Annotated in this window: 25 protein-coding genes, 1 tRNA gene and 2 pseudogenes; 9 read left to right on the forward strand and 19 right to left on the reverse strand. The window is 61.2% G+C overall.

Features of this window, described 5'->3' with window-relative positions:
* Positions 1 to 40: 40 nt before the first annotated feature.
* Entirely contained in the window at positions 41 to 874 is an 834-nt protein-coding gene (locus tag ACQ4W7_RS23540; protein ID WP_436533669.1) for a substrate-binding periplasmic protein, read from the reverse strand.
* Between the two features lie 246 nt (positions 875 to 1,120).
* Here ACQ4W7_RS23540 and rsxB point away from each other — a divergent pair, with 246 nt between their 5' ends.
* A complete protein-coding gene (gene rsxB / locus ACQ4W7_RS23545; protein WP_426074271.1) occupies positions 1,121 to 1,885 on the forward strand; it encodes an electron transport complex subunit RsxB in 765 nt (254 codons plus the stop codon).
* Complete coding sequence (gene nth / locus ACQ4W7_RS23550) at positions 1,882 to 2,529, forward strand: endonuclease III (RefSeq protein WP_426074270.1); 648 nt, start codon at positions 1,882 to 1,884, stop codon at positions 2,527 to 2,529. Before rsxB ends, nth begins: the two co-directional genes overlap by 4 nt.
* Before the next feature lie 49 nt (positions 2,530 to 2,578).
* Here nth and proB read toward each other — a convergent pair whose 3' ends face one another.
* From proB to rplU, 5 genes are all read right to left on the reverse strand, one after another.
* Complete coding sequence (gene proB, locus ACQ4W7_RS23555) at positions 2,579 to 3,697, reverse strand: glutamate 5-kinase (protein WP_426074263.1); 1,119 nt, start codon at positions 3,695 to 3,697, stop codon at positions 2,579 to 2,581.
* 27 nt (positions 3,698 to 3,724) lie between these two features.
* Complete coding sequence (locus tag ACQ4W7_RS23560; RefSeq protein ID WP_426074262.1) at positions 3,725 to 4,135, reverse strand: hypothetical protein; 411 nt, start codon at positions 4,133 to 4,135, stop codon at positions 3,725 to 3,727.
* Positions 4,136 to 4,147: 12 nt separating this feature from the next.
* A complete protein-coding gene (gene obgE / locus ACQ4W7_RS23565) occupies positions 4,148 to 5,257 on the reverse strand; it encodes a GTPase ObgE (RefSeq protein WP_101484030.1) in 1,110 nt (369 codons plus the stop codon).
* Positions 5,258 to 5,370: 113 nt separating this feature from the next.
* Positions 5,371 to 5,643 carry a 50S ribosomal protein L27 gene (rpmA, locus tag ACQ4W7_RS23570; protein ID WP_010395157.1) on the reverse strand — a complete coding sequence of 91 codons (273 nt, stop codon included), beginning with the start codon at positions 5,641 to 5,643 and terminating at the stop codon, positions 5,371 to 5,373.
* Positions 5,644 to 5,683: 40 nt separating this feature from the next.
* Complete coding sequence (rplU, locus tag ACQ4W7_RS23575; protein WP_038500602.1) at positions 5,684 to 5,995, reverse strand: 50S ribosomal protein L21; 312 nt, start codon at positions 5,993 to 5,995, stop codon at positions 5,684 to 5,686.
* A gap of 304 nt (positions 5,996 to 6,299) precedes the next feature.
* Between rplU and ispB the strand changes: the two genes are divergently transcribed.
* Complete coding sequence (gene ispB, locus ACQ4W7_RS23580) at positions 6,300 to 7,289, forward strand: octaprenyl diphosphate synthase (RefSeq protein WP_426074260.1); 990 nt, start codon at positions 6,300 to 6,302, stop codon at positions 7,287 to 7,289.
* Positions 7,290 to 7,349: 60 nt separating this feature from the next.
* Here ispB and arsH read toward each other — a convergent pair whose 3' ends face one another.
* Genes arsH through ACQ4W7_RS23595 form a run of 3 tightly spaced genes read right to left on the reverse strand, consistent with a single transcriptional unit; the run spans position 7,350 to position 8,879 of the window.
* Complete coding sequence (gene arsH, locus ACQ4W7_RS23585) at positions 7,350 to 8,078, reverse strand: arsenical resistance protein ArsH (RefSeq protein WP_436533772.1); 729 nt, start codon at positions 8,076 to 8,078, stop codon at positions 7,350 to 7,352.
* A 10-nt stretch (positions 8,079 to 8,088) separates the two neighbouring features.
* A complete protein-coding gene (gene arsC / locus ACQ4W7_RS23590) occupies positions 8,089 to 8,511 on the reverse strand; it encodes an arsenate reductase (glutaredoxin) (protein ID WP_436533673.1) in 423 nt (140 codons plus the stop codon).
* Positions 8,508 to 8,879 carry an ArsR/SmtB family transcription factor gene (locus ACQ4W7_RS23595; RefSeq protein WP_426074256.1) on the reverse strand — a complete coding sequence of 124 codons (372 nt, stop codon included), beginning with the start codon at positions 8,877 to 8,879 and terminating at the stop codon, positions 8,508 to 8,510. Before ACQ4W7_RS23595 ends, arsC begins: the two co-directional genes overlap by 4 nt.
* Before the next feature lie 159 nt (positions 8,880 to 9,038).
* Between ACQ4W7_RS23595 and ACQ4W7_RS23600 the strand changes: the two genes are divergently transcribed.
* The 4 genes and pseudogenes from ACQ4W7_RS23600 (at position 9,039) to ACQ4W7_RS23615 (ending at position 11,732) form a co-directional block, all read left to right on the forward strand.
* Positions 9,039 to 11,132, forward strand: coding sequence for an AsmA family protein (locus ACQ4W7_RS23600; protein ID WP_436533675.1), 2,094 nt, complete (start codon positions 9,039 to 9,041; stop codon positions 11,130 to 11,132).
* A gap of 59 nt (positions 11,133 to 11,191) precedes the next feature.
* Positions 11,192 to 11,269: transfer RNA gene (locus tag ACQ4W7_RS23605), tRNA-Pro, on the forward strand.
* A 170-nt stretch (positions 11,270 to 11,439) separates the two neighbouring features.
* Positions 11,440 to 11,523, forward strand: a pseudogene (locus ACQ4W7_RS23610) (transposase); the annotation flags it as partial.
* A gap of 23 nt (positions 11,524 to 11,546) precedes the next feature.
* Positions 11,547 to 11,732: a hypothetical protein gene (locus ACQ4W7_RS23615; RefSeq protein WP_436533677.1), complete on the forward strand. Its 186-nt coding sequence runs from the start codon at positions 11,547 to 11,549 to the stop codon at positions 11,730 to 11,732.
* Here ACQ4W7_RS23615 and ACQ4W7_RS23620 read toward each other — a convergent pair.
* Together ACQ4W7_RS23620 and ACQ4W7_RS23625 are read right to left on the reverse strand one after the other, a co-directional pair.
* Entirely contained in the window at positions 11,725 to 12,624 is a 900-nt protein-coding gene (locus ACQ4W7_RS23620; protein WP_436533679.1) for an MBL fold metallo-hydrolase, read from the reverse strand. The two genes, ACQ4W7_RS23615 and ACQ4W7_RS23620, sit on opposite strands and share 8 nt — an antisense overlap.
* A 173-nt stretch (positions 12,625 to 12,797) precedes the next feature.
* A pseudogene (locus tag ACQ4W7_RS23625) lies at positions 12,798 to 13,233 on the reverse strand (IS5 family transposase); the annotation flags it as partial.
* Positions 13,234 to 13,483: 250 nt separating this feature from the next.
* Between ACQ4W7_RS23625 and ACQ4W7_RS23630 the strand changes: the two are divergent.
* A complete protein-coding gene (locus ACQ4W7_RS23630; RefSeq protein WP_436533681.1) occupies positions 13,484 to 14,878 on the forward strand; it encodes a GntP family permease in 1,395 nt (464 codons plus the stop codon).
* 13 nt (positions 14,879 to 14,891) lie between these two features.
* Here ACQ4W7_RS23630 and ACQ4W7_RS23635 read toward each other — a convergent pair whose 3' ends face one another.
* The 4 genes from ACQ4W7_RS23635 to ACQ4W7_RS23650 form a co-directional block, all read right to left on the reverse strand.
* Positions 14,892 to 16,298 (reverse strand): sodium:solute symporter family protein, encoded by a 1,407-nt coding sequence (locus tag ACQ4W7_RS23635; protein ID WP_436533683.1) that lies wholly within the window; start codon positions 16,296 to 16,298, stop codon positions 14,892 to 14,894.
* Between the two features lie 131 nt (positions 16,299 to 16,429).
* Positions 16,430 to 17,233, reverse strand: coding sequence for a 3-oxoadipate enol-lactonase (gene pcaD, locus ACQ4W7_RS23640; RefSeq protein ID WP_436533685.1), 804 nt, complete (start codon positions 17,231 to 17,233; stop codon positions 16,430 to 16,432).
* A gap of 11 nt (positions 17,234 to 17,244) precedes the next feature.
* Entirely contained in the window at positions 17,245 to 17,535 is a 291-nt protein-coding gene (gene catC, locus ACQ4W7_RS23645) for a muconolactone Delta-isomerase (protein WP_436533687.1), read from the reverse strand.
* Positions 17,536 to 17,545: 10 nt separating this feature from the next.
* A complete protein-coding gene (locus tag ACQ4W7_RS23650) occupies positions 17,546 to 18,655 on the reverse strand; it encodes a muconate/chloromuconate family cycloisomerase (protein ID WP_436533689.1) in 1,110 nt (369 codons plus the stop codon).
* 102 nt (positions 18,656 to 18,757) lie between these two features.
* Here ACQ4W7_RS23650 and ACQ4W7_RS23655 point away from each other — a divergent pair, with 102 nt between their 5' ends.
* Positions 18,758 to 19,672, forward strand: a complete 915-nt coding sequence (locus ACQ4W7_RS23655; protein ID WP_436533691.1) for a LysR family transcriptional regulator — start codon at positions 18,758 to 18,760, stop codon at positions 19,670 to 19,672.
* Positions 19,673 to 19,675: 3 nt separating this feature from the next.
* On the opposite strand, the gene ACQ4W7_RS23660 is transcribed toward ACQ4W7_RS23655, so the two are convergent.
* From ACQ4W7_RS23660 to ACQ4W7_RS23675, 4 genes are all read right to left on the reverse strand, one after another.
* The gene (locus tag ACQ4W7_RS23660) at positions 19,676 to 20,062 is read right to left on the reverse strand and encodes a hypothetical protein (RefSeq protein WP_426074241.1); all 387 of its coding nucleotides are present in this window, start codon (positions 20,060 to 20,062) and stop codon (positions 19,676 to 19,678) included.
* A 57-nt stretch (positions 20,063 to 20,119) separates the two neighbouring features.
* Complete coding sequence (locus ACQ4W7_RS23665; RefSeq protein WP_436533694.1) at positions 20,120 to 21,469, reverse strand: PepSY-associated TM helix domain-containing protein; 1,350 nt, start codon at positions 21,467 to 21,469, stop codon at positions 20,120 to 20,122.
* A gap of 8 nt (positions 21,470 to 21,477) precedes the next feature.
* On the reverse strand, positions 21,478 to 23,601 hold the full coding sequence (locus ACQ4W7_RS23670; protein ID WP_436533696.1) for a TonB-dependent receptor family protein: 2,124 nt from the start codon (positions 23,599 to 23,601) through the stop codon (positions 21,478 to 21,480).
* A 77-nt stretch (positions 23,602 to 23,678) separates the two neighbouring features.
* Positions 23,679 to 24,086: a DUF2946 domain-containing protein gene (locus tag ACQ4W7_RS23675; protein ID WP_436533698.1), complete on the reverse strand. Its 408-nt coding sequence runs from the start codon at positions 24,084 to 24,086 to the stop codon at positions 23,679 to 23,681.
* Positions 24,087 to 24,131: the final 45 nt, after the last annotated feature.

Here is a 24,131-nt window from a genome sequence, read left to right on the forward strand (position 1 = left end):
GATATTTCGTTTTGGCAATTAACAACAGAGACGTGGGACGTCAGGGGGAGGATGGGGCCGAGGCCAGGCTCTGGTCGAGGCGCTTCCAGTAATCGCGTTCCAGCCTGGCCGTATCGATGTCGCGCGCCGCCTCGTTGAAGCGTTTTTGCTGCGCGGCACCTTCGGCATCGCGCTGAAAGCACACATGCACGGGGCGTTCCTTGAAGACAGTATCGATGATGGCGATGCGCTCGCGCTCGGCCTTGCTGAAGTTGCGTCCCATCAGCAGGTGCTGCAGAACATGGCGCTCGATGACGATCACGCGGTAACGCTTGATGAACAGTTTCTTCAGATTCGTGGCGTCGTTCAAGCCCTCCTCCGTCTTCAGTTCGCCACGCGCCACCATGCCATCGAACTGTTCGCCATTTGAATAGCCGGCCACGGTGCCGATGCGCAGCTTGCCCAGATCGGCCAGGGTGGCGCCGGGAACGCCATCTTCCTTCAGGTAGGCCAGTACGCCTTGCGTATTGCCAACCGGAACAGAGAAGTGACAGAGTTTTTCCCGTTCGGGCGTGCGCCAGACGGCCAGGAAACCCGCGTAGCGGGGACTGGCCAGGCCAAACTGCATGGCGCGCTTCCACGGAAAATACTCATATTTGACGACATAGCCCATGCGTTCGAAGATGGCGCTGACCATCGCCCCGGACATGCCATCGGCAAGCAGACTGCCGGTTATGAACGGTGGCCAGTCTTCCGCAGCGAAGCGAACGATACGTGAGCTGGCAACACCCGGTGCCGCCATAGGGGCACCAGCCTGCTCGTGCGCAAGGGCAAGTGCAAGTGCAGAGTGCATGAAGAAACAGAAGGGCAAACCAACTGTTCGGAGGAAACGCATGTTTTGCTCCTATGGCCTGGCGCGCCGTGTAGTGCAGGCTCGGCAACAGGACTGGCGGTCGGCTTTTTTTAATCACAGGCTTGATAAAAATCATGCTCCCACAAAAAAAAGAAATTTCAAAGTTGTTTATTTGCACTTTGACATTCCTGAGGGAAATAAAATACGATTGCGGCGCGCTTGCAACAGCCCGCCACGGCACACGCTATCCCCTCTCACGACACAGGTTTTTACTTGCTGGCGGCCCAGATGGCCGATAATGATGTTTTACCGTGGAAGATGACCGTGCCGCATCCCGCCTCTCCCTCACTTGCCGACCAGATCGAAGACTTGCTGCCGCAAACGCAATGCACCAAATGCGGCTACAACGGCTGCCGCCCGTATGCGGAAGCGATCGCCGCAGGCAATGCCGACATCAACCAGTGCCCACCGGGCGGCACGCAAGGCATCGTGCGCCTGGCCAACTTGCTGGGCAAAAAGATCATTCCTCTCAATCCCGTCAATGGCCTCGAACGTCCGCGATCTGTCGCTTACATCGATGAATCGCTGTGTATCGGCTGTACCCTGTGCATCCAGGCCTGTCCCGTGGACGCCATCGTCGGTGCCGCCAAGCAGATGCATACGGTGGTCACCGATCTGTGCACGGGCTGCGACCTGTGCGTGGCGCCCTGCCCCGTCGACTGCATCGTGATGTATCCCGTCAGCGCCGACGCCACCGGTTGGGATGCCTGGAGCCAGGTTGAGGCTGACGACGCGCGCGCGCGCCACGATTTCCGCACGCAGCGGCTGCGCCGCGAAGCCGATGCCAACGACGCGCGCCTAGCCGCCAAGGCCGTCGCCAAGATGCAGGAAGTGACGCAGGAAGTGCCCGTCACGCCCGACGAACAGGCGGAAAAGGAGCGCAAGCGCGCCATCATCGCCGCCGCCATGGAGCGCGCGCGCGCCAAGGCTGCCGCCAGCGCCGCCGCCCAGACAGAAGCGCCCGCCCCCAACGCCCCGAAAAAAGACGCATGAACGCTGCCAAACGCCTGGAAATCTTTACGCGCTTCCGCGCCGCCAATCCTTCGCCGAAAACGGAACTCGAGTACACGACGCCGTTCGAGCTGCTGATCGCCGTGCTGCTGTCGGCGCAGGCGACGGACGTGTCCGTCAACAAGGCCACCCGCTTGCTGTATCCGGTCGCCAATACGCCAGCCACAATACTGGCGCTGGGCGTCGACGAGCTGGCCAGCTACATCCGCACCATCGGCCTGTTCCGCACCAAGGCGAAGAACGTCATCGCCACCTGCCAGATCCTGCTCGAGCAGCACGGCGGCGAAGTGCCACGCGACCGTGCCTCGCTGGAAGCCTTGCCCGGCGTGGGCCGCAAGACGGCGAATGTGGTCATGAACACGGCGTTTGGCGAACCGACCATGGCCGTCGACACGCATATCTTCCGCGTCTCGAACCGCACCGGCATCGCGCCAGGCAAGAATGTCGATATCGTCGAGCAAAAACTGCTGAAATTCGTGCCCAAGGAATTCCTGCACGACGCCCACCACTGGCTCATCTTGCACGGCCGCTACACGTGCATGGCCCGTAAACCGCAATGTTGGAACTGCATGATTGCCGACCTGTGCGATTACAAGAGCAAGTCACCGATGCCGGCTGTGGTGTAGGCAACGGCCCGAATAGGCCGTTTTCTATGTCTCTCCTGCAAGCTCGCGCTTACAGCAATACCATATTGTCACGATGAATCAGCTCATGGCCTTCCATGTAGCCGAGAATCACCTCGATCTCGGCAGAGGGCTTGCGCATGATGCGGCGCGCTTCGCCGCTCGTGTAGTTGGACAGGCCGCGCGCCACGGGCACGCCGGCGGCATCGACGCAGGTGATCACGGCACCGCGGCCGAATTCGCCGTTCACGCCCGTCACGCCGATCGGCAACAGGGACTTACCTTCCTGGCGCAGCTTTTGTACGGCGCCCGCGTCCAGCACAACGGCGCCAGCCGTGTGCAGATGATCGGCCATCCACTGCTTACGCGCTGTCAATTGCCCTGTTTGCGCCAGCAACTGCGTGCCGATCGCTTCGCCCTGGGCCAGCCGGCTGAGCACATCGCTGTCGCGGCCCCAGGCGATGATCGTGTGGGCACCGGACTTGGCGGCGCGCTTGGCGGCGAGGATTTTCGTCAGCATGCCGCCACGCCCCAGGCTGCTGCCGGCACCGCCGGCCATCGCTTCCAGCGCCGGATCGCCGGCGATGCCTTGCGTGATCAGGTAAGCGTTCGGGTCCTTGCGCGGGTCGGCCGAGAACAGGCCGTGCTGGTCAGTCAGGATGACCAGCGCATCGGCCTCGATCAGGTTGGCCACCAGGGCGCCCAAGGTGTCGTTGTCGCCGAACTTGATTTCATCGGTGACGACGGTGTCGTTTTCATTGATGATCGGCACCACGCCCAGGCGCAGCAGGGTCGTCAGGGTAGAGCGGGCATTCAGGTAGCGTTCGCGGTCGGCCAAGTCGGCGTGCGTCAGCAGCACTTGCGCCGTGCCCAACTGGTGGGCGCGGAAGCTGCTTTCATAGATTTGCGCCAGGCCCATTTGGCCGACGGCGGCACAGGCCTGCAATTCGTGGATATCGGTGGGGCGCCGCTCGAAACCGAGGCGCAGCATGCCTTCGGCGATGGCGCCGGAGCTGACCAGCACGACTTCCTTGCCCAGGGCGCGCAAGCCGGAAATCTGCGCAGCCCAGCGCGCGATGGCGGCATGGTCGAGTCCACGGCCATCGTTGGTGACCAGCGAGGAGCCGACTTTGATGATGATGCGGGTAGCTTTTTGAATCACGGAATCCATGGGGCGGCGCTCTTCCCTTAATAGACGTCAGCGCGCAGGACGCAGCAGCAGCAAGGCCAGCCCCGCCGTCAGCTCGATTGCGCACATGAACAACACAAAACCCTGGGGCAAGCCGAAGCTGATGGCCGCGTACAAACGGCCGGCGGGCTGCGCCAGGACCAACATTGCAGTGATATCGCCGAGGATGGGCGGTTCGCCCTGCCGTGCTGCGAACAGCGCCAGGAGCGCGGTAGCGCCCCAGACACCGACATGGGAAGCGTAGAACTGGCTGTAGCCATTGACGCCATTGAGGAAGATGCCCATGCCGGCCGCCATTGCATCGGCGAACAGCAGGCAGGCGACCGCGCTCAGCCCGTAAGCATACGCGATCAGATGCAATACACGGCGCTGCCACGCTTGCTTGCGCGATGACGCGACAGCGACCGCCTGTACTGACATCAGGATACAGCCTTAGTCGATAATCTTGAAACGTGGATCATCCGGGTCGATCGACGAGATACCGCGTGCTTCTTCGGTCATCTGCGTTTCTTCGGCACGGCTTTCGCTGTGTTTCTTCGCTTCCAGATGTTGATAAATCGCATTCACCAGTTCCGGGCAACCTTGATGGTTCAGCGCGGAGATCTCGAAGACGGGACCTTTCCAGGCGAAACGCTTGAGAAAGTCCTTCACCAGCTTCTTACGGTCTTCTTCCGGCACCATGTCGAGCTTGTTCAACACCAGCCAGCGCGGCTTGTCGACCAGCGACTCGTCGTATTTTTTCAGTTCCTTGACCAGCGCCTTGGCTTCCTTGACAGGATCGACGTTGGTTTCAAACGGCGCCAGGTCGACGATGTGCAACAGCAGACCCGTGCGCTGCAAGTGACGCAGGAATTGATGGCCCAGGCCCGCGCCTTCGGAAGCGCCTTCGATCAAGCCGGGAATATCGGCGATCACAAAGCTCTTCTCGTGCGACACGCGCACCACGCCCAAGTTCGGGTGCAAAGTGGTAAATGGGTAATCGGCAATTTTCGGGCGCGCATTTGAGACGGCCGAAATGAAGGTCGACTTGCCGGCGTTCGGCATGCCCAGCAGGCCCACGTCAGCCAGCACTTTCAGTTCCAGGCGCAGTTCCCGGCGTTCGCCTTCCTTGCCCTCGCCTTTTTGGCGTGGCGCACGGTTGGTCGAGGACTTGAAGTGAATATTGCCCCAACCGCCTTCGCCGCCCTTGGCCAGCATTTCGATCTGGCCGTGTTCGGTCAAATCGGCCAGGATTTCGCCGCTCGCGTTGTCGATGATCAAGGTGCCGACCGGCATGCGCAGATGGATATCATCCGCGCCCTTGCCATAGCAATCTGCGCCACGGCCAGGCTCGCCATTGCGAGCCTTGTGCATTTTGGAGAAGCGGAAATCGACGAGCGTGTTGATATTGCGGTCGGCGACTGCCCAAATGGTGCCGCCCTTGCCGCCATCGCCGCCATCGGGACCGCCGAAAGGCCGGAATTTTTCACGACAGAAAGAGGCGCAGCCGTTGCCGCCATCGCCCGCGATGACTTCGATTTTTGCTTCGTCGATAAACTTCATAATTTTGCCGCCATAAAACTAAAAAGGCTCTACCTTGGGCAGAGCCTTTCGATTGAAGGCTTGCGCCTTACATCATGCGATCACAGCGGAGCGAACTGGCGCCCCGCGATGAATTACGCTGGTACTGCTGCGTTAGGTACAACGGTCACGAATTGCTTCGAACCGGCGCCTTTGACAACGAACTTCACTTTGCCCGCGATCAGCGCGAACAACGTGTGGTCCTTGCCCATGCCTACGCCTTCGCCGGCGCGCACTGGGGTGCCGCGTTGACGAATGATGATGCCGCCAGCATTGATAGCTTGGCCGCCGTAGACTTTAACGCCCAGACGTTTTGATTCTGAATCACGGCCGTTTCGCGTTGTGCCGCCGCCTTTTTTGTGTGCCATTTAAGACTCCTTGATAGCTGATTAATTCAAACAGCGGCGATTAGCCGTTGATCGAAACGATTTGGATTTCGGTAAAATTCTGGCGATGGCCTTGATGCTTTTGGTAATGCTTACGACGACGCATCTTGAAAATTTTGACCTTATCATGGCGACCATGCGCCACAACCGTAACCAGTACCGTTGCACCTTCGACCAATGGCGCACCAAATTTAATGGTGTCGCCCGCGCCTACTGCGAGAACTTGATCGATGGTGATTTCGGAACCAATGTCTGCCGGTATCTGTTCTACTTTAAGTTTTTCGCCAGCGACAACTTTGTATTGTTTGCCACCGGTTTTTATGACCGCGTACATGATTTGAAACCTCATCAAATGTTGAAAGAATTTGTCCCACTGCCACGCAAAGCAAGCCGTACACAACAGGGAGAACCAGCGATTATACACGGACTGATAAATCGCGTCAAAAACTATTCACAAAGACTGATGATCGTGGTATGTCGACAACCTGACCATCATGTCAGGCTTGCGCCAGGCGGACAGAAAAGCGCGCGCCAGTGCCAACAAGGTCAAACAATTGCTCTACAGTCATAGGCAAACATCACGCTCGCGCAAGCCATGTCGTATAATCGCCGCACCCACAATCTAATGCAGGTTCGCCTTGTCTGACGCTAACAAACACGTTAACCAAAACACCATCGTGCAAACGATTGCCGCCGATATGGACGCAGTCAATACGGTGATCCGCCAAAAACTGCACTCCGATGTGATTCTGATCAATCAAATCGCTGAATACATCATCAGTGCAGGCGGCAAACGCATCCGTCCCGTGCTGATTTTGCTGGTGGCCAATGCCCACGCCTATCGCGGCACGGCGCACCATGAACTGGCTGCCGTGGTCGAATTCATCCATACCGCTACCCTGTTGCACGACGATGTCGTCGATGAATCGTCGATGCGCCGCGGACGCCAGACGGCCAACGCACTGTTCGGCAATGCCGCCTCGGTGCTGGTGGGCGATTTCCTGCATTCGCGCTCGTTCCAGCTGATGGTATCGCTAAATAATATGCGCGTCATGCAAATCCTCTCCGACGCCACCAACGTGATCGCCGAAGGCGAAGTGCTGCAGTTGCTGAACATGCACGATCCGGACGTGACGCAAGACAGCTACCTGAACGTCATCCGCTCGAAGACAGCCAAGCTGTTCGAAGCATCGGCGCAACTGGGCGCCCTGATCGCCGGCGCCAGCGAAGACGATATCGAAGCGGCTGCCGAATACGGCCGCTCGCTGGGCACAGCATTCCAGCTGATCGACGACGTGCTCGACTATGCGGGCGACGCCACCGAAATCGGCAAGAATGTGGGCGACGACTTGCGCGAAGGCAAACCGACCATGCCGCTGATCTGGCTGATGGAAAACGGCACGCCGGCACAGCGCGAACTGGTACGCAGCTGCATCGAACAGGGCGACGAACAGCATTTCGACGCCATCCTGGCCGCCATCACCAGTAGCGGCGCCCTCGACTACACGCGCAAGCAGGCGGAAATCGCCGGCCAGCGCGCCGCCGATGCCATCTCCGGCTGGCCGGACAGTGTCTACAAGCAATCCATGCTGCAACTATGCTCGTTTGCCGTCGACCGCAATCACTGATCGCGTTTTACTCGATACAATACAAAACGGCGCCACTGGCGCCGTTTTTTGATTGCATCCCTACTTACGCTCATGCTCCATGGCCGCGCCCGCCAATGCGCGCACGATGGCCGGCTCCGCTTCCAGCCGTTCGCTGTAGCGGCTACCCAGATAATCGCGGCGATCGCGTACCAGCAGGGTGAATTTGTACAACTCCTCCATCACATCGACCAGGCGCTCGTAGTACGGCGACGGCTTCATGCGGCCCGCATCGTCGAATTCCTGATACGCCTTGGCCACCGAAGACTGGTTCGGAATAGTCACCATGCGCATCCAGCGTCCCAGCACGCGCAAGCCGTTGACGGCATTGAACGATTGCGAACCGCCCGACACTTGCATCACTGCAAGGGTTCGTCCCTGCGTGGGCCGCACGCTGCCCGATTCCAGCGGCAGCCAGTCGATCTGCGATTTGAAGACTCCCGTGACAGCGCCATGCCGCTCGGGACTGCACCACACCTGCCCTTCCGACCAGAGCGAGAGCGCGCGCAGTTCCTGCACTTTCGGATGTTCGGGCGACACGCTGTCGACCATGGGCAAGCCATGCGGATCGAACACGCGCGTGTCGGCGCCAAAGTGGCGCAAGATGCGCTCCGCTTCCAGGGTCAGCAGCTTGCTGTACGAGCGTTCGCGCAGCGAGCCATACAGCAGCAGGATGCGCGGCGCGTGGGTGGATAGCGTGACTGGCGCCAATTTATCCAGGCTGGGCAAGTCCAGGTGCGCGGCGCTGATGTTGGGCAACTCATTGGGCAAATCATCCATCTCAGGCCACCGGTTTGCCATCGGCGCCCACTACTGGCTGGCCATCTTCCTTGGCAAAGGCGCCTTGCTGCGGCAGCGGCAGGATGTCCAGCACCTTTTCCGACGGCCGGCACAGGCGCACGCCCAGTTCCGTGACGACGATGGGACGGTTGATCAAAATAGGATGGGCTTGCATGGCATCGAGCAGGGCCGCATCGCTCAGCTCAGGATTGGCCAGGCCCAGCTCGTCATACAGGGCGCCCTTGTCGCGCATCACCGCGCGCACGGACAAGCCCGCATGCTTGATCAAGTCGACCAACTCGTCACGCGAAGGCGGGTTCTTGACGTAATCGATGATAACGGGTTCGACGCCCGTGTTGCGGATCAGGGCCAGGGTGTTGCGCGAGGTGCCGCAAGCCGTGTTGTGATAGATCGTGATCGTCATGTCGTCGTTTCCTTCAATAAATGTGGTTCGCTGACGCAACAAGGGGCGCCGGCGCAGCAGTTCTCGGTCAAAAAGGCCAGCAAGCCGTTCATGCCCGCATAGTTGGCCGCATAGATGATGGAGCGGCCCGCCTTGCACGCCGTCACCAGATTGGCGTGCGCCAGTTCCTTCAAATGAAACGACAGCGACGATGGCGCAATGGCCAACGCTTCGGCAATTTTCGTCGCGGCCATGCCTTGCGGCCCCGCTTGCACCAGCAGGCGGAACACGGCCAGCCGCGATTCCTGTGCCAGCGCAGCCAGGGCCACGATGGCGGAAGCACTCGTCAGCGGTGTCGCCGGGTCAGTGATCGTCTTTTCATTTTTCATAATTCAATAATACTCGAATTATTGAATCATTTCAAGCGACATGCCTTAGCTACATGCCTTACCTACATGCCTTACCCACGTATCTTACGTACCCCAGCGCACCGACTGTGATGGCCTATCGGTCTACCTTGATGAAAAAATCATTGTGATTGGATTACCATGACACGCTCAACCCCGCTCAACATCCTCGGCTGGAGCCTGGCCGCCCTGCTGACCCTCATCTCCCTCCTCGTCATCCTTGTGTTGACCTTCGACTGGAACCGCGCCCGCCCCTACATCAACCAGAAGGTGTCGGAAAGCACGGGGCGCAGCTTCGTCATCGGCGGTGACTTGCAGGTGCAGTGGCGGCAAGGCTTGAAGACGGAGTCGGGCTGGCGCCGCTATGTGCCGCGTCCCCACATCAGTGCCCAGGACGTGCGCATGAGCAACCCGGACTGGGCCACGGCCGGTCCGCAGCTGGCCAGCGCCAGGCGCATCGACGTGGTCATCCATCCACTGCCCCTGCTGCTGCACAAGGTGGTGCTGACGGACTTGACGCTGGACGCGCCGCAGATCGCCCTGCAGCGGCGCGCCGATGGCAGCAATAGCTGGACCTTGAAGGATAATGGCCCTTTGCCTTGGAAGGTGGAAATCCAGCGCATGGCCTTCGGCAACGGCGCCATCCGCTACCTCGACGATGGCATCGCCCTCGACGTGCGCGCCAAGGTCAGCTCGACGGCACCCGACGCCACGTCGGGCAATGCGCCAGGCAACGCGCCCGTAGAGAAATACGGCATCGCCTTTACCCTGGGTGGCAGTTACCGCAAGGCCCCCGTGACGGGCGGCGGCAAGGCAGGTGCCGTGTTGTCCCTGACCGATAACAACACGGTGTATCCCGTGCAGGCGCACGCCGTGCTGGGCAAGAACAAGGCCAGCATCGCCGGCACCCTGACGGACCCGCGCTCGCTGTCCGGCATCGATTTGCAGCTGAGCCTGGCGGGCGCCAGCATGGCCGACCTGTATCCGCTGACGGGCGTGCTGCTGCCCGAAACGCCGAACTACGCCACCAAGGGTCGCCTGCTGGGCAAGAAGGACGGCGGCACCTGGAGCTGGACCTATCAAAACTTCAAGGGCACGGTGGGCCAGAGCGACCTGGCCGGCACCTTGCAATACCTGCCACGCCAGCCGCGTCCCTTGCTGCGCGGTGAAGTGACGTCGCAGCAATTGCGCCTGGAAGACCTGGGGCCCACCATCGGCGCGGACAGCAATGCGCAGAAACAGGCACGCGGCAAGGCACCCGTGCAGCCCGAGAATAAAGCCTTGCCAGTGGAACAATTCAACACGGCCAAATGGAACGCGCTCGACGCCGACGTGAAATTCACCGGGAAAAAACTGGTGCGCACGCACGATATCCCGCTCAACGATCTCGTCGCCCACATCCACATGAAAGACAAGGTGCTGAGTCTGACGCCGCTCAATTTCGGCATGGCCGGTGGCGACATCACCTCGAATATCACCCTCGATGGCCGCCAGAAGACCATCGCCGCGCAAGCCAAGGTGACGGCGCGCCACCTCAAGATTCGCGAACTGTTTCCCAGGCTGCAATCGATGCAAGCGAGCTTCGGAGAAGTGTATGGCGATGCGGCACTCACGGGTCACGGCAATTCCATCTCGGCCATGCTGGCTAGCGCAAATGGCGAACTGGCGGCCACCGTCAGCGAAGGCTCCGTCAGCCAGTTCATGCTGGAACTGGCCGGGCTGAACCTGGCCAATGCCGTCTTTGTGAAAGTCTTTGGCGACAAGCAAGTCCACCTGAACTGCCTGGCCAGCGATTTCGCCGTCACGAATGGCCAGGCCGACGTGCGCCGCTTCGTGCTCGACACGGACACGGCCGTCGTGAATGTCACGGGCAATGTCAACCTGGCCCACGAAACCCTGAACCTTGACGTACGCCCGCGCACCAAGGGCGCCCGCATCATCACCTTGCGCACGCCGCTGTATGCGAGAGGCACCTTCAAGAACCCGGACGTGGGCCCGCAAAAAGGCCCGCTGGCCCTGAAAACTGCCGCCGCCGTGGCCCTGGCTACCCTGGTGACGCCGCTGGCCGCCCTGCTTCCGCTGGTCAACGTCGACAAAGCCCCCGACACGGACTGCGCCGCCGTCATGGCGCAAGCGAACGCCACGCGCAGGGCGCCCACCTCGCCTGCGACAAATGCACCGGCGAAAAAAGTCAGCGAAGCGGACATCAAAAAGGCGCAGCAAGAAAAGAAATAGGCCTTGACGCGGCAGCTTGAAACCCACCCCGCCATCTGCTGTAATACCAGTAAGCGGAGGGAGGGAGCGGCTCAGCCTGGTAGAGCGCTGCGTTCGGGACGCAGAGGCCGGAGGTTCGAATCCTCTTACCTCGACCAAAATACCCTTGAAAACAAATTGATTAGCGCTGATCTTCATCTTTGCCGAACCGTCCTGCCTGCCAATGGTACAACCTGGTGCAGCACAACGCTGCGGATACCAACGGGGCGGATCATGGCAAAGATAAATCCAAGTTTAATTTCAAGCCGGCATGAGCCTGGACCAATTCATGGCGCTCTACGGCGAGCAGGGGCAATGTGAGGAAGCGCTGGAGCGCTGCCGCTGGCCGAGTGGCTTCGCCTGCCGCCACTGCGACGCACGTCAACACTACGTCGTATGGCACGGCAAGGCGAAGACCTTCCAGTTACCAACCATGCCGAAGCAAAGGCTGACATTACCGATGACATCGTCGGCTTCTACAACTGCAAGCGCATCAATTCAGCATTGGGCAATCTGCCGCCCAGCGTCAATGAACAGAAAATGGCAGCACGCGCACCTATCGTTGTCTCCGAAATTACTTGACCACAGCAAACGTCAACACCTCGCCATCGGCAGGAATGCGCACGCGGTCACCGATCTTATGCTCTTTCACGTGGTCGCGCAGTTCCTTGCGGCTCAGCGTCATGTGATTGATGGCATCCATGTGGGTGGCGATGATGGTCGCGTTGGGCATGGCTTGGTAGGCATGCAGAACGTCGTCCTTACCCATGATGATGGAGCCTGTGTAACCTTTCATGCGGGCGTCGCCGGTGTTGAGGATGACGACATCGGGATTGAATTTTGCCAGCGTGCCATCCACTGTCGCATTCCACACTGTATCGCCCACGATGTACACGGTCTTCGCACCGGGAGCCTGGAAGACCACACCCATCGCCTCACCCAGCATGTCGCCCAGCGGCTTCTTGCCGTACATTTCGTCGGTGCCGTGCTGGCCTCCGGTCTTGGTCAGGCGCACGCCTTCGAACTCGGTACTTCCAGTCATGATACGGACATCGGTATAACCCTGGCCGCGAATCAACGCGGCATCGGCTTCATGCTGCACAAACAGTGGCATTGCCTTCGGTATGAAGTTGTGGTCACCGCCGTCCCAATGGTCGAGGTGCGTATGGGTGACGATTACAGCGTCCACTCCCTTCATGATGTCCTTGACTGGCAGCGGCAGTTCAATCGTCGGGTTGCGCAGCTCACTGTGGAAAGTGCCCGGAAAGCCGGGATAGGTCCCCTTTTTTGCCAGGAAAGGATCGACCAGGAAGGTCTTGCCGGCATACTGAATTTTTGCCGTGGCGTTGCGTATCTGTTGGACTTGTACCTGCACGGTGGCGCCGGTGGCGGCCGTCGCACCGGCATGGGCAGTGAAACTTGTGGATCCCATGGCCAAAGCCATCGCGATCACTAAAACTTTGATTGATTTCATGTTGTTGCTCCATTGAGTGAGTATCGACAAGCAACATTGTGGCGGTGTTAGTGAGAACTTAAAATTGACCCGGATGCCAATTACCGATGATTTTGGGCCAAAGTTAGCTATGGTCTGCCCATCATGCTAAAAACCCGTCTATCATCACTCTGATCCTGTATCCCACCTTCAGCTAACCCCTGCGTGTCCACGCCGATGTGGCGCTTGATGCCTGAAACCTTCTTGCGCGCGTCGTAACCCTTGCTAACGGCTGTATCCGTGTTCTTCACGCTCTGCGCGTCCACGATCAACAGCGTCGGCGTGTCGCTGCGCCCCAGTTTTTCGCGGGCCGCGCCAACCTGATTTTTTTAATGCCTGCTCCAGCACGCTGATACCGTGCTGGTCAGGCTCGCTCCATTTGGCAAAATACGAATGCACCGTCCTCCATTTGGGAAAATCCTTCGGCAATATCCTCCACTGAAAGCCACTGCGTAGCAGATACAACACCGCGCAGAACACTTCATACAAGTCCAACGTAGTCGGCTTCGTGCGTTTCCTCACGCTTTGCAATAGCGGCAGAACTTCTTCAAATTTTTCTCGACTGACGTCGCTGGCGTAGAGCTTTCTCATCCCTCAATTATCCGGCAATTCGGCTAGATCGTGAACACGTTCTTAGAGGTCCTGTGGCCGTACATGGCTGCAAAACGGCGTGCGGATGCTCGCTCATTGGCAAGGTTAACGCGATAGTGGAATAGTTGGCCGTTGGCATCTGTCTCTACGCGCAATCCTTGACCCGCGTGTTGGCATGTTGCCTAAAAGTATGATATTAATTGAACAATTAATTAATTGAACACTTTCATCGTGCAAGGGTACGGTCTTCATGTCTTTCCTGATAGTTCTGGCCGCACTGGCCTTCCTCATGCTGGCCGCCTACCGCGGCTACAGCGTGATCCTGTTTGCGCCCGTCGCCGCACTGGGCGCCGTGCTGCTGACCGATCCGTCTGCCGTGCCGGCTGTCTTCAGCGGCATCTTCATGGAAAAGATGGTGGGCTTTATCAAGCTGTACTTCCCCGTCTTTTTGCTCGGCGCCGTGTTCGGCAAGCTGATCGAGTTGTCCGGCTTTTCCCAGTCCATCGTCGTGGCGGCCATCCGCTACATCGGCAGTACGCGCGCGAATGCCGTGATCGTTGCAGTCTGCGCTGCGCTGACCTATGGCGGCGTATCGCTGTTCGTGGTGGTGTTTGCCGTGTATCCGTTCGCGGCCGAGCTGTACCGCCAGAGCAATATCCCCAAGCGGCTGATGCCGGGCGCCATTGCCCTGGGCGCGTTTTCCTTCACCATGGATACCTTGCCCGGCACGCCGCAAATCCAGAACATCATCCCTACCACCTTTTTCAACACGACCGGCTGGGCCGCGCCGTGGCTGGGCACCATCGGCGCCGTGCTGACGGTGATCATGGGACTGGCTTTCCTCGAATGGCGCCGCCGCTCCGTCATGGCAACGGGCGAAGGTTATGGAGTGGAAGCGGAACAGGCCAAGACCGGCGGTGGCGAGCTGCCCCATCCGCTGCTGTCGGTGGCGCCTTTGGTGCTGGTGGGCGTGGCCAACTTTGCGCTGACCAAGCTGATTCCCCACTGGTATGGCGACAGTTACGTGCTCACCGCCGAGACCCTGCCCGGCTTGCATGTGCCCGTGTCGACATCGATAGGCTCCGTGACGGGTATCTGGGCCGTGGAAGGCGCCTTGTTGCTGGGCATCTTGCTGGTGTGCGTGACAGCCTTCGGGCGCATCCGCACCGCCTTTGCCGAAGGCACCAAGGCGGCCGTGGGCGGCGCGCTGCTGGCGGCTATGAATACGGCGTCCGAATATGGCTTCGGCGGCGTCATCGCGGCGCTGCCCGGCTTCCTCGCCGTCAGCAATACCTTGCGCAGCGTGCCCGATCCCCTCGTCAATGCGGCCGTGTCCGTGACGACCCTGGCCGGCATTACCGGCTCGGCCTCGGGCGGCATGAGCATCGCGCTGGCCGCCATGTCGGACAGTTTTATCCAGGCCGCGCAGCAGGCGCACATTCCGCTCGAAGTGATGCACCGCGTGGTGGCCATGGCCAGTGGCGGCATGGATACCTTGCCGCACAATGGCGCCGTGATCACCCTGCTGGCCGTCACCGGCCTCACGCACCGCCAGTCCTACCGCGACATTTTCGGCATCACCGTCATCAAGACGGTGGCCGTATTCCTCGTCATTGCCATCTATTACCTGACGGGGCTGGTCTGAGGGTTGGGGCAAGCTACAGCCGCGACGACGATGCCGGCTTCGCCGATGCCACTTGCGCCGACTTGAACAAATGGCTGATGCCCATGGTCAGCAGCGGGCCAGCCAGCGCCAGATAGGAACTGTCCACGCCATACGGATTGCCCGCCAGGAACCAGCCGATGGTGGCGATCACGGAGACGATCACGCCGACAAAGGCGCCGCGCGGCGTGCCGAATTTCGGCGCATAGAAGGCCATCAGCACCAGCACGGCCAGGGTGGCGCGCAGGGCCTTGCCGAGGAAGGCGATCATCAGCAGTTTTTCCGCATACAGCGCCAGCACCAGCGGCAGCAAGCATGCGACGACGATGGCGATGCGCAGGAACATCAGCGATTTCGCGTCATTCTTCGCCTTGTTGTACCAGGGATCATAAAAATCCTTCATGGCCAGGGTGGCCGACGCCAGGGTGGTGGCGGAAATGCCGCCGAACAGGGCGCCGGCCAAGCCCACGATCATGATGCTGGCGGAAAACGCCGGCATGTGGGCGATCAGGGTAGGAAAGGCATCGATCGACTTCATGCCCGGATACAGCACGGCGCTGCACATGCCGATCAGGGCCGCCATCAGGCCGAACGGAATCATCAGCGACGACACGTAATAGCAGGCGCGCTTGGCCACGGCCGGGTTGTCCGTGCTGACCAGGGCCTGGATCACGTATTGCGTGGCAAAGATGGAACCGATGCCGCCGATCATCCAGGCAATGATCTGGCCCCAGCCGATCTCGACCCAGTTGAACATCTTGGCCGGCAATTGCGCCTGCAGCGCGCCGATGCCGCCCGTCGCTTCCAGCGCATAAGCCAGCGCCAGGATCACGCCCAGGTACTTGACGATGGAGTGGGCGAAATTGGTGTACACGACCGAGCGCATGCCACCCAGGCTGACATACATCACGGTAATGGCACCCACCAGCAAAATGGCCACGGTTTTATTGATGTGCAGCACCGCTGCCAGCACGGCGCCGCCGCTCGCGTACAGGGCCACGGCAACGATGCTCAGCGCGACGATGGTAAGTATCGATGCGGCATAGCGCACGGGTTCGCCGTAGGTTTGCGCCAGGATGCCGGAAATCGTCGACTGCCCGCTTTCCTTGTATTTTTTCACTAACACGATGGCCAGCAGCAAGAAGCCCAGCGACAGCGCCACCAGATTCCATGCAGCGGAAATGCCCAGTTCATAGCCTTTTTGCGCCGTGCCGATGCTCACCGAACTGCCGATGAATTCCGACAGCAGCAGCGCGCCGATCAGGTAAGCGGGATAATTGCGCCCGCCCGCCGTCATGCCCTCGGCGCTGTTGGCATGCTTGCGCACGCTGTAAGTAATGTAGGACATGAGGGCGAAATAGCCCACCGTGACCGCGGCGATAATGATCAATCTGTTTTCCATCCGTCTACTCCAAGTCTGCTTTTCTTATTATTATTTTTCAAGAAAGCTTCCCCTGCCGCATGCCGTACCAATTGGTGGCAGTGCTCAGAGGAAAGTCAAATTCCTGCCGTACCGATAAGGTACAGCAAGCCTCACACTAAAAAAGTCCGCAACTGCGCCGTAAACAAGTCCGCCGCCTCGATATTCGAGATATGCGAAGCGGGCAGGCTTGCCAGGCGGGCGCCAGCAATCTGCTGCTGCAGCCAGCGCCCGTCGTCGATGGTGGTGACGGGATCGTGCTCGCCCACGATGATCAGGGTGGGCACGGCTATCGTGCCGACGCAGGCGTGCAAGTCCGCCTGGGCCAGCACTTCGCAGCAGGCCGCGTAGCCGCCGGCATCCTGGCCGCGCAAGGTGCTTGTCAGGCGCGCCACCGTGTCCGCCTCGCGCGCAATAAACTGCGGCGTGAACCAGCGCACCGCGGCGCTCTCGGCCACCGCGGCCATGCCGTCGCTGCGCACTTGCTCCGCCCGCAGCTGCCACGGCGCGGCGCCACCGATGCGCGCCGCCGTATTCGCCAGCACGAGCTTCGTCAAGCGCAGCGGCCGGTGTATGCCCAGCCACTGGCCCGTCAAGCCGCCCATGGAAATGCCGCAGAAGGCGGCACGGGCGATATCGAGGTGGTCGAGCAACGCCACCACGTCCAGGCCCAGTCGCTCGATGCCGAACGGCGCGCTGCCGCTGGCCGACTGGCCATGGCCGCGCGTGTCGTAACGCACGACAAAAAAGTCGCCGGCCAGCGCGGCCGCTTGCGCATCCCACATGGACAGGTCCGTGCCGAGGGAATTCGACAGGACCAGGCAGGGCTTGCTGCGCTCGCCATCGGTACGGTAATGCATGCGGGTAGCGTCCACCTCGCACATTTTCCCGGCAGTGTCGTTGCCTGTATGCGTCATCGCATGTCTCCTCAGGAATCGTCGTCGCGCACCGACGAAGAATGGCGGCACAGCGGCATCACGTCGATCTGCATGTAGGGGAACAGGGGAAGCGAGGTCAGTAAATGATGCAGTTCGTCGACACTATCGACGTCGAAGACGCTGACGTTGGCGTACTGGCCGGCGATGCGCCACAGGTGGCGCCATTTGCCCTCTTGCTGCAAGCGCTGGGCCAGTTCCTTTTCCGTCTGCTTCAGCCGCGCCGCCTGTTCGGCGGGCATGCTCAATGGCAGGTTCACGTTCATGCGTACATGGAATAACATGGTTGCTCCCTTATTGACGCTGCATGGAGTGCAGTTTGTCGGTATCAATCTCGACGCCCAGGCCCGGGCCAGTCGGCACTTGCAGCATGAAGTCGCGATACACGAGCGGCTCGCGCAAGACTTCCTGCGTCAGCAGCAAAGGCCCGAACAATTCCGTGCCCCAGGCCAGTTCGGCAAACGTGGAGCACACGTGGGCCGTGGCGGCCGTGCCGATGCCGCCTTCGAGCATGGTGCCGCCGTACAGGCCCACGCCGGCCAGGCGCGCCACGGTGGCCACCTCCAGTGCGGGCAGCAAGCCGCCCGATTGGGTAATTTTGACCGCATACACGTCGGCCGCATCGGCCTGGGCCAGCGCCAGCGCATCGTCGGGGCCGTGCAAGGCTTCGTCGGCCATGATGGCCACGTCGAAGCGCTGCGTCAGGCGTGCCAGCGCGGCGCGGTTGCCCGCCTTGACCGGCTGCTCGATCAGGTCGATGCCGCCCGCTTCCAGCGCGGCGATGCCGCGCACGGCGTCCATCTCGCTCCAGGCCTGGTTGACATCGACGCGCACGCTGGCCCGTTCGCCCAGCGCCCGTTTGATCTCCAGCACGTGGGCCACGTCATCCATCACGTCACGCAGGCCGATCTTCAGCTTGAAGATGCGGTGGCGACGCAAGTCCAACATTTTTTCCGCTTCGGCGATATCGCGCGCGGTGTCGCCGCTGGCCAGCACCCAGGCCACGGGCAGCGCATCGCGCACCCGTCCGCCCAGCAGTTCCGACAGCGGCACGTTCAGGCGGCGCGCCTGGGCGTCCAGCAGCGCCGTTTCAATCGCGCACTTGGCGAAGCGGTTACCCTGGATGACCTTGCGTACCTTGGCCATCGCCTTGGCGACCTCGCTCGCTTCCATGCCGACCAGCAGCGGCGCGATATAGGTATCGATATTCATCTTGATGCTTTCCGGGCTTTCGCCGCCGTAGCTCAAGCCGCCGATGGTGGTCGCTTCGCCCCAGCCGGTGATGCCGTCGGCGCAGCGCAGCAGCACCAGCACCAGCGTTTGCGTGTTCATGGTGGCGACGGACATCCGGTGGGGACGAATGGTTGGCACATCGACCAGGTAGGTCTCGATATTTTGAATCATATTTATTCCGTATAATTCCATGGATTGGTGACACGATATTCCCCGAATGTTCCCACGTCCAACACCGAGTTGGTATTGAACCTATACCTGAAAGGTATGAAGATGGAATTACGCCACTTGCGCTACTTCGTTGCGGTCGCAGAGGAAAGGAACTTCACGCGGGCGGCCGCGCGCCTGCATATCGCGCAGCCGCCACTCAGCCGGCAGATGCAGCAGCTGGAAGAAACGCTGGGCGTGGCGCTGATCGAGAAAGGCTCGCGGCCCCTGCGGCTGACGGAAGCGGGCGAGTTTTTCCTCGCCCATGCGCGGCCTCTGCTCGACCAGGTGCGTGACCTGAAGGCGATGACGCAGCGCGTGGGCAAGCTGGAACGCACCCTGTCGATCGGCTTCGTCGCCTCGACCCTGTATGGCGAATTGCCCGACATCGTGCACCGCTATTGCGAGCGCCATCCCGAGGTCGACGTGAGCCTGCACGAAATGACGACGGTGCAGCAGCTCAAGGCCCTGAAGGAAGGCCGCATCGACGTGGGTTTCGGGCGATTGAAAAGCGAAGATCCCAGCATCCGCCGCATCCTGCTACGCGAGGAGCGGCTGGTGGTGGCCCTGCCGCCCGGCCACCGGCTGGCCGAGGGCGAAGGCGGATTGCGCCTGACCGACCTGGTGCATGAAACCTTGCTCGTGTATCCGAAAGCGCCCCGCCCCAGCTTTGCCGACCAGGTACTGACCATGTTCAGTGTAGGCAATGTCACGCCCGGCCGCGTCACGGAAGTGCGCGAGCTGCAGATTTCCATGGGACTGGTGGCGGCCGGCCAGGGCATTTCCATCGTGCCCGAAAGCGTGCAGGCCATGCATCACAGGAACGTGGTCTACCGCAAGCTGGACGACAAGCATGCGTTCTCGCCCATCCTGTTCAGCATGCGGCATATGGATCGCTCGCCGGAACTGGACAACCTCCTCGCCGCCGTGTATTCGATCTACGATGAACACGGCATTGCGCACGTCAAGGAAAGCCTGTAGCAACTAGAGGGCGGCGTCGGCCAGCAATGCCGGGCGCAGCGCGCGGATGCGCAGCTCCGTGAAATAGCCGCCCGCTTCGTTGTAGCGCAGATAGTGGCGGCCGCAGTTCAGGCAACGCGCCACCTGGCTCAGGTTAGCGGGGTAGTAACGCGGTGCGATGGGCGCGTCCATGCTGTCATAGCGCGTGCCGTGCGGATGGTATTCGGCGAACGTCGGTTCCTCGTACGGATCTTCGCGCAAGGTGCCAATTTCTTCGAAGCGGTCCAGCTCCAGCGAAGTAGGAAGACGCTGCCAGGCGTCCAACGGCACGGCGCAGCAACTGCATTTTTTTGTCACCAGCGCCGACGTGGCGGCCAATGCGGACAAGGCGGGAAAGTCGATGAATAACATGCGTCAACCAGTACAAAGGGGCGGCCCATGGCAACGAGCCTGGCCGCGCCCCTTATTCTAGCGCAGACGCATCCTGCCGATACGCGCCCCCCATCTTGCCAGGATCAGCTCCAGCAGCATCAGCATGCAGGCGGAAATAAGCAGCAATGGCATCAGCGCGCACATGGCGGCGGCAAGCAGCCAGGCCAGCGCCGAAGGCGAGGTCCAGGCACCTGGCAGCAGCCGGGGCAAGCCCAGCGAACCTGGCAAGCGCCGCTTGAAAAACATCACCCAGCCCGACACCAGCGAGAACAGCACGCTGGCGCCGAACAGCAGTAACAGCGCCTGATTCCACCAGCCGAATTCGCCCCGATGGAAGGGGATGCCGATGGCCGTCGCCTTGCCGAACGCAGTCTGCGCCTCCCACCCCGCGTAATACAGAGGCTTGCCGCTGTAGGCATCGAATTGCAGATCGAAGCGCAAGGTGGGCTGGCTGCGGTCGGCCATGGTGGCGCGCCACACATCGTCCTGGCTTGCCGGCGCCGTCAGTTGCACGGCGATGGCGGGTGCATGGCTGCGCGCCACCCGCCAGGCATCCTGCCAGTCGAGCGGAGCACCCTCCTCGGTCGAGTGTAGGCCGCGCGGCACGGGCGGCGGCGCCTGGCCGCTGACGTCACGCAGCGCGCGTATGCGCCCGCCCGCTTGCTGGCTCCACGTCAAGCCTGTCGCCAGGATGACCAAACTGATGACGCCGAACGCCACGCCCAGGAAGGCATGCCATTGGCGCCAGCCATTGCGCCCCCGCGCGCCCCGCTTCGGCAAGCCCGCTTGCGTGCCGCGCGGCCACCACAGCACCACACCCGTCACCAGCATCACCATTAGCCAGCTGGCCGCCAGCTCGATCATCCAGCGCCAGTCATCGTTTTGCAGCAGGCGCGAATGCAGCTTTTTGGCCCAGTTGCCGAAGCGCTCACTGCTGGCCAGGCTGCCCAGCACGCGCGCGTCATAGGGATTCACATACACGATGATGGCTTGCGCGGGCAGGCCGAACTTCGGCCTGGGGGGCGTGGCCGGCGCGGCATGTCCGCCATGGCCCGCATGTTCATCCTGCACGCCGCCGGGCGGCGCGAACGCCACCTGCACCGCATCGTCCTGTTGAAACGGCGGCACCACGTGCTGCACTGCCCAACCGCGCGGCGCCGCCTGTTCCGCTGCCGCCACGGCGGCGTCCAGCGGCAGCATGGACGCTTGCGGCGCCACATGGTCAAGGTGCTGGTACAGCCGTGCCTCGATCTGCGGCGTAAACACATACAAAATGCCCGTCAGGGTAGCCACCAGCGCAAACGGCGAGGCGATCAGCGCGGCCCAAAAGTGGATGCGCCAGTACAGGCTTTTACGCCGTGCGATGAGAAAAGTTGCGTCGTCCATGACCATCCTCACAGTGCGTTGAAGGTATAGCCCAGGCCCAGCATCACGCTGCGCGGTGCGCCGGGCGTGTACTGGTTCTGGCTGTTCGGCGCATAGCTGCCCACGCCGGCGTAACTGCTGCTGGCCGAATCGGCATAGCGTTTATCGGCCAGGTTACGCACCTGCGCCCACGCTTCCAGGCCGCGCGCAAGCTGGTAGCTGGCACGCAGGTTCAACAACGCGTGGCCCTTGTACTCCACCGTGTTGGCATTGTTCATCCAGTAGCGGCCCTGGTGCACGACTTCGAGCGCTACCCTGGCGCCAGCCACGGGCTTGTAGCCGACCTCGAACGAAGTGATGTCGCGCGGCGCCTGCGGCATGGCGCGGCCGCTGTAATCGAGGCTGGACGACACCTGGTAGCGCAGGTAGCGATGGCGCGCGATGGCCGTGGCGAAGCGCGCGTCGAACGGGCCGCTGTCGTAGTTCAGCCCAAGCTCCAGGCCTTCGCTGCGCGTGCGTCCCGCATTGCGGTTTTCGCTGTTGCCCGGCGAGAGCGTATAGCTGACGATGGTGTCACGCCCATCGAGCCGGTACAAGGCCGTATCGAGTTTCAAGCGCCCCTGCAGGAAGGCCCAGCGCAAGCCCAGTTCATAGTTGTTGTAGACGGACGGCTGCAGGTCGGCGATGCCCGTCTTGCCATACAGTTGGCTGACCTCGGGCGGGGTAAAGCCCTGGCTGACGTTCGCATACGCGCTGCCCGCATGGCCGATGGCGTAGGTGGCGCCCAGTTTCGGGCTGACGTGGGAAAAGCTGCGCGACTCGTCGGGCGCGCCGTAATTGACGCTGCCGCCCGGTGCCAGCTTGTTGTGGTAATCGTAGCGGATGGCATCCGAGCGTCCGCCCAGCACCACACGCGTGCCCGCCAGCGGAGAAAACTCCCATTGCGCGAAGACGGCCGTGTTCAGAATGTCCGTCTGGTAGTCGCGCACGCCCTGCGGATTGCTGGCATTGGCCAGCGTATAGCGCAGATAGCGGCCCGTGGCGGCATCGCGCACGATGGACAGGTTGTCGCTGACAAAGGGATTGTCGCTCTTATCCACGTACACACCAAAGATCAAACGCGCATTCAGCCACGCAAAATTCTGCTGGTGTTTCACGTCCAGCCCCAGCGAATCGACGTGGTTGTTGTTGATGACGCCCTTGCACAGCATGCCCGCGCAACTGCCGATGGAATACGCGGGAATCTGCCCATGGCCATTCTTGCGCGTAAACACGGTGACGGTGCTCGTGCCATTGTCCGACGTCGGCCCTTCCCACGCCAGATTCATGCGCGTGGTCTTGTCCTTGCGGTAGGTAAACGTGTTCAGACTCCTGCCGCGATTGTTACGGTAATCGTTCTCGAACAGGCTGCCCGTCATGGCCGCATCGAGATCCGTATGGACGATGGTGGCGCGCAGCTGCGAGGTGGGGCTGAGCGCATAGTCGGCGCGCAGCGAAAACGAATCCTTGTCGCCATAGCTGTACTCTTGCCAGTTGTCGCGCGAACGGCGCGAACTGTAATGGGAAAAGCGCAGTCCCAGCGGGCCCCAGGTATCGCTGGCGGAGGTGTCGTAGCGGGTGTAGCCGCCCACATTATCGCGCCGCACGCCCACCTTGGCCGTCGGCGTGGCGCTGGCGCCGGCCGTCAGGAAATTGACGGCGCCGCCCACGGCATTGCTGCCGTACAGCGAGGAAGCAGCGCCCTTCACCACTTCCACGCCGCTGGCCCCCGCCATGTTCATTTCATTGAGCGAGTTGTGGTTGAAGACGCCCAGCGGGCGGATGGGGATGCCGTCTTCCAGGTACTGGTAGACGGCATTCGTGCCGATGGGCTGGCGGATGCTCATGCTGTGCTGCTCGTTGCCCAGGTCATTCCAGTACACGCCGGCGATGCGGTTGAGGATATCGCCCATGGTCTTGGGCTTGTCGCGTTCCAGCATTTTGGCATTGACGACGCCGATGGCCTGCGGCGTCTCGGACAGCCACGCTTGCGCGCGTGAGCCGGAAACGACGACGGTGTCGATGGCGTGATCAGTTTGGTCAAGTTGCTGCGCCTGCGCGCAGGGGTAAGCCACGGTGATGGCCACGGCCAGCACCAACAGTTTCTTGTTCATGTGATTCTCGTTTAAGTGTGCGGATGCTGCCCGTCGCGCTGGAGGGCGCGCAGGGCAAGCACTAAATATGCAAAGACTTAAATGAGGGCGGGCGGCGCGCGCGATTGCGCGGTGGACCAGATGAACAGCGGTGATGGCGACTGGTAGTACAGGGCCGGGAAAATCGCCGTGCCGCTGGCGACGGACAGCGGCAGCACAGGACTAGGTGGTAAGCCCACGGAACCCGCATGCGTGGAACAGAAGGCGCAATGCTCCATCTGCATGGCCTTGCCGCCAGACTTGTCATCGGCGGCGCCGTCATCGTCGACCTGGACAAGCTGGACAAAACGGATGCCGGCCACCGAGCAGATTTCCGCCCAGCCGGAGCTAGACTCCTGCTTGGCGTTGGCGACGGCCTGGGAAATCGATGGCGCGAGCGCCGCCAGCAGGATCGCAAAACAGGCGATCCATGCGGCAAAGCGGCGCGTGAACAAGGTCATTCCCATGGCCGCATTTTACCAGCGGCCGCCGGGACTGGGTAGTGGAAAGCG

Source organism: Janthinobacterium algoris (assembly GCF_051380935.1).
GTDB lineage: Bacteria > Pseudomonadota > Gammaproteobacteria > Burkholderiales > Burkholderiaceae_D > Janthinobacterium.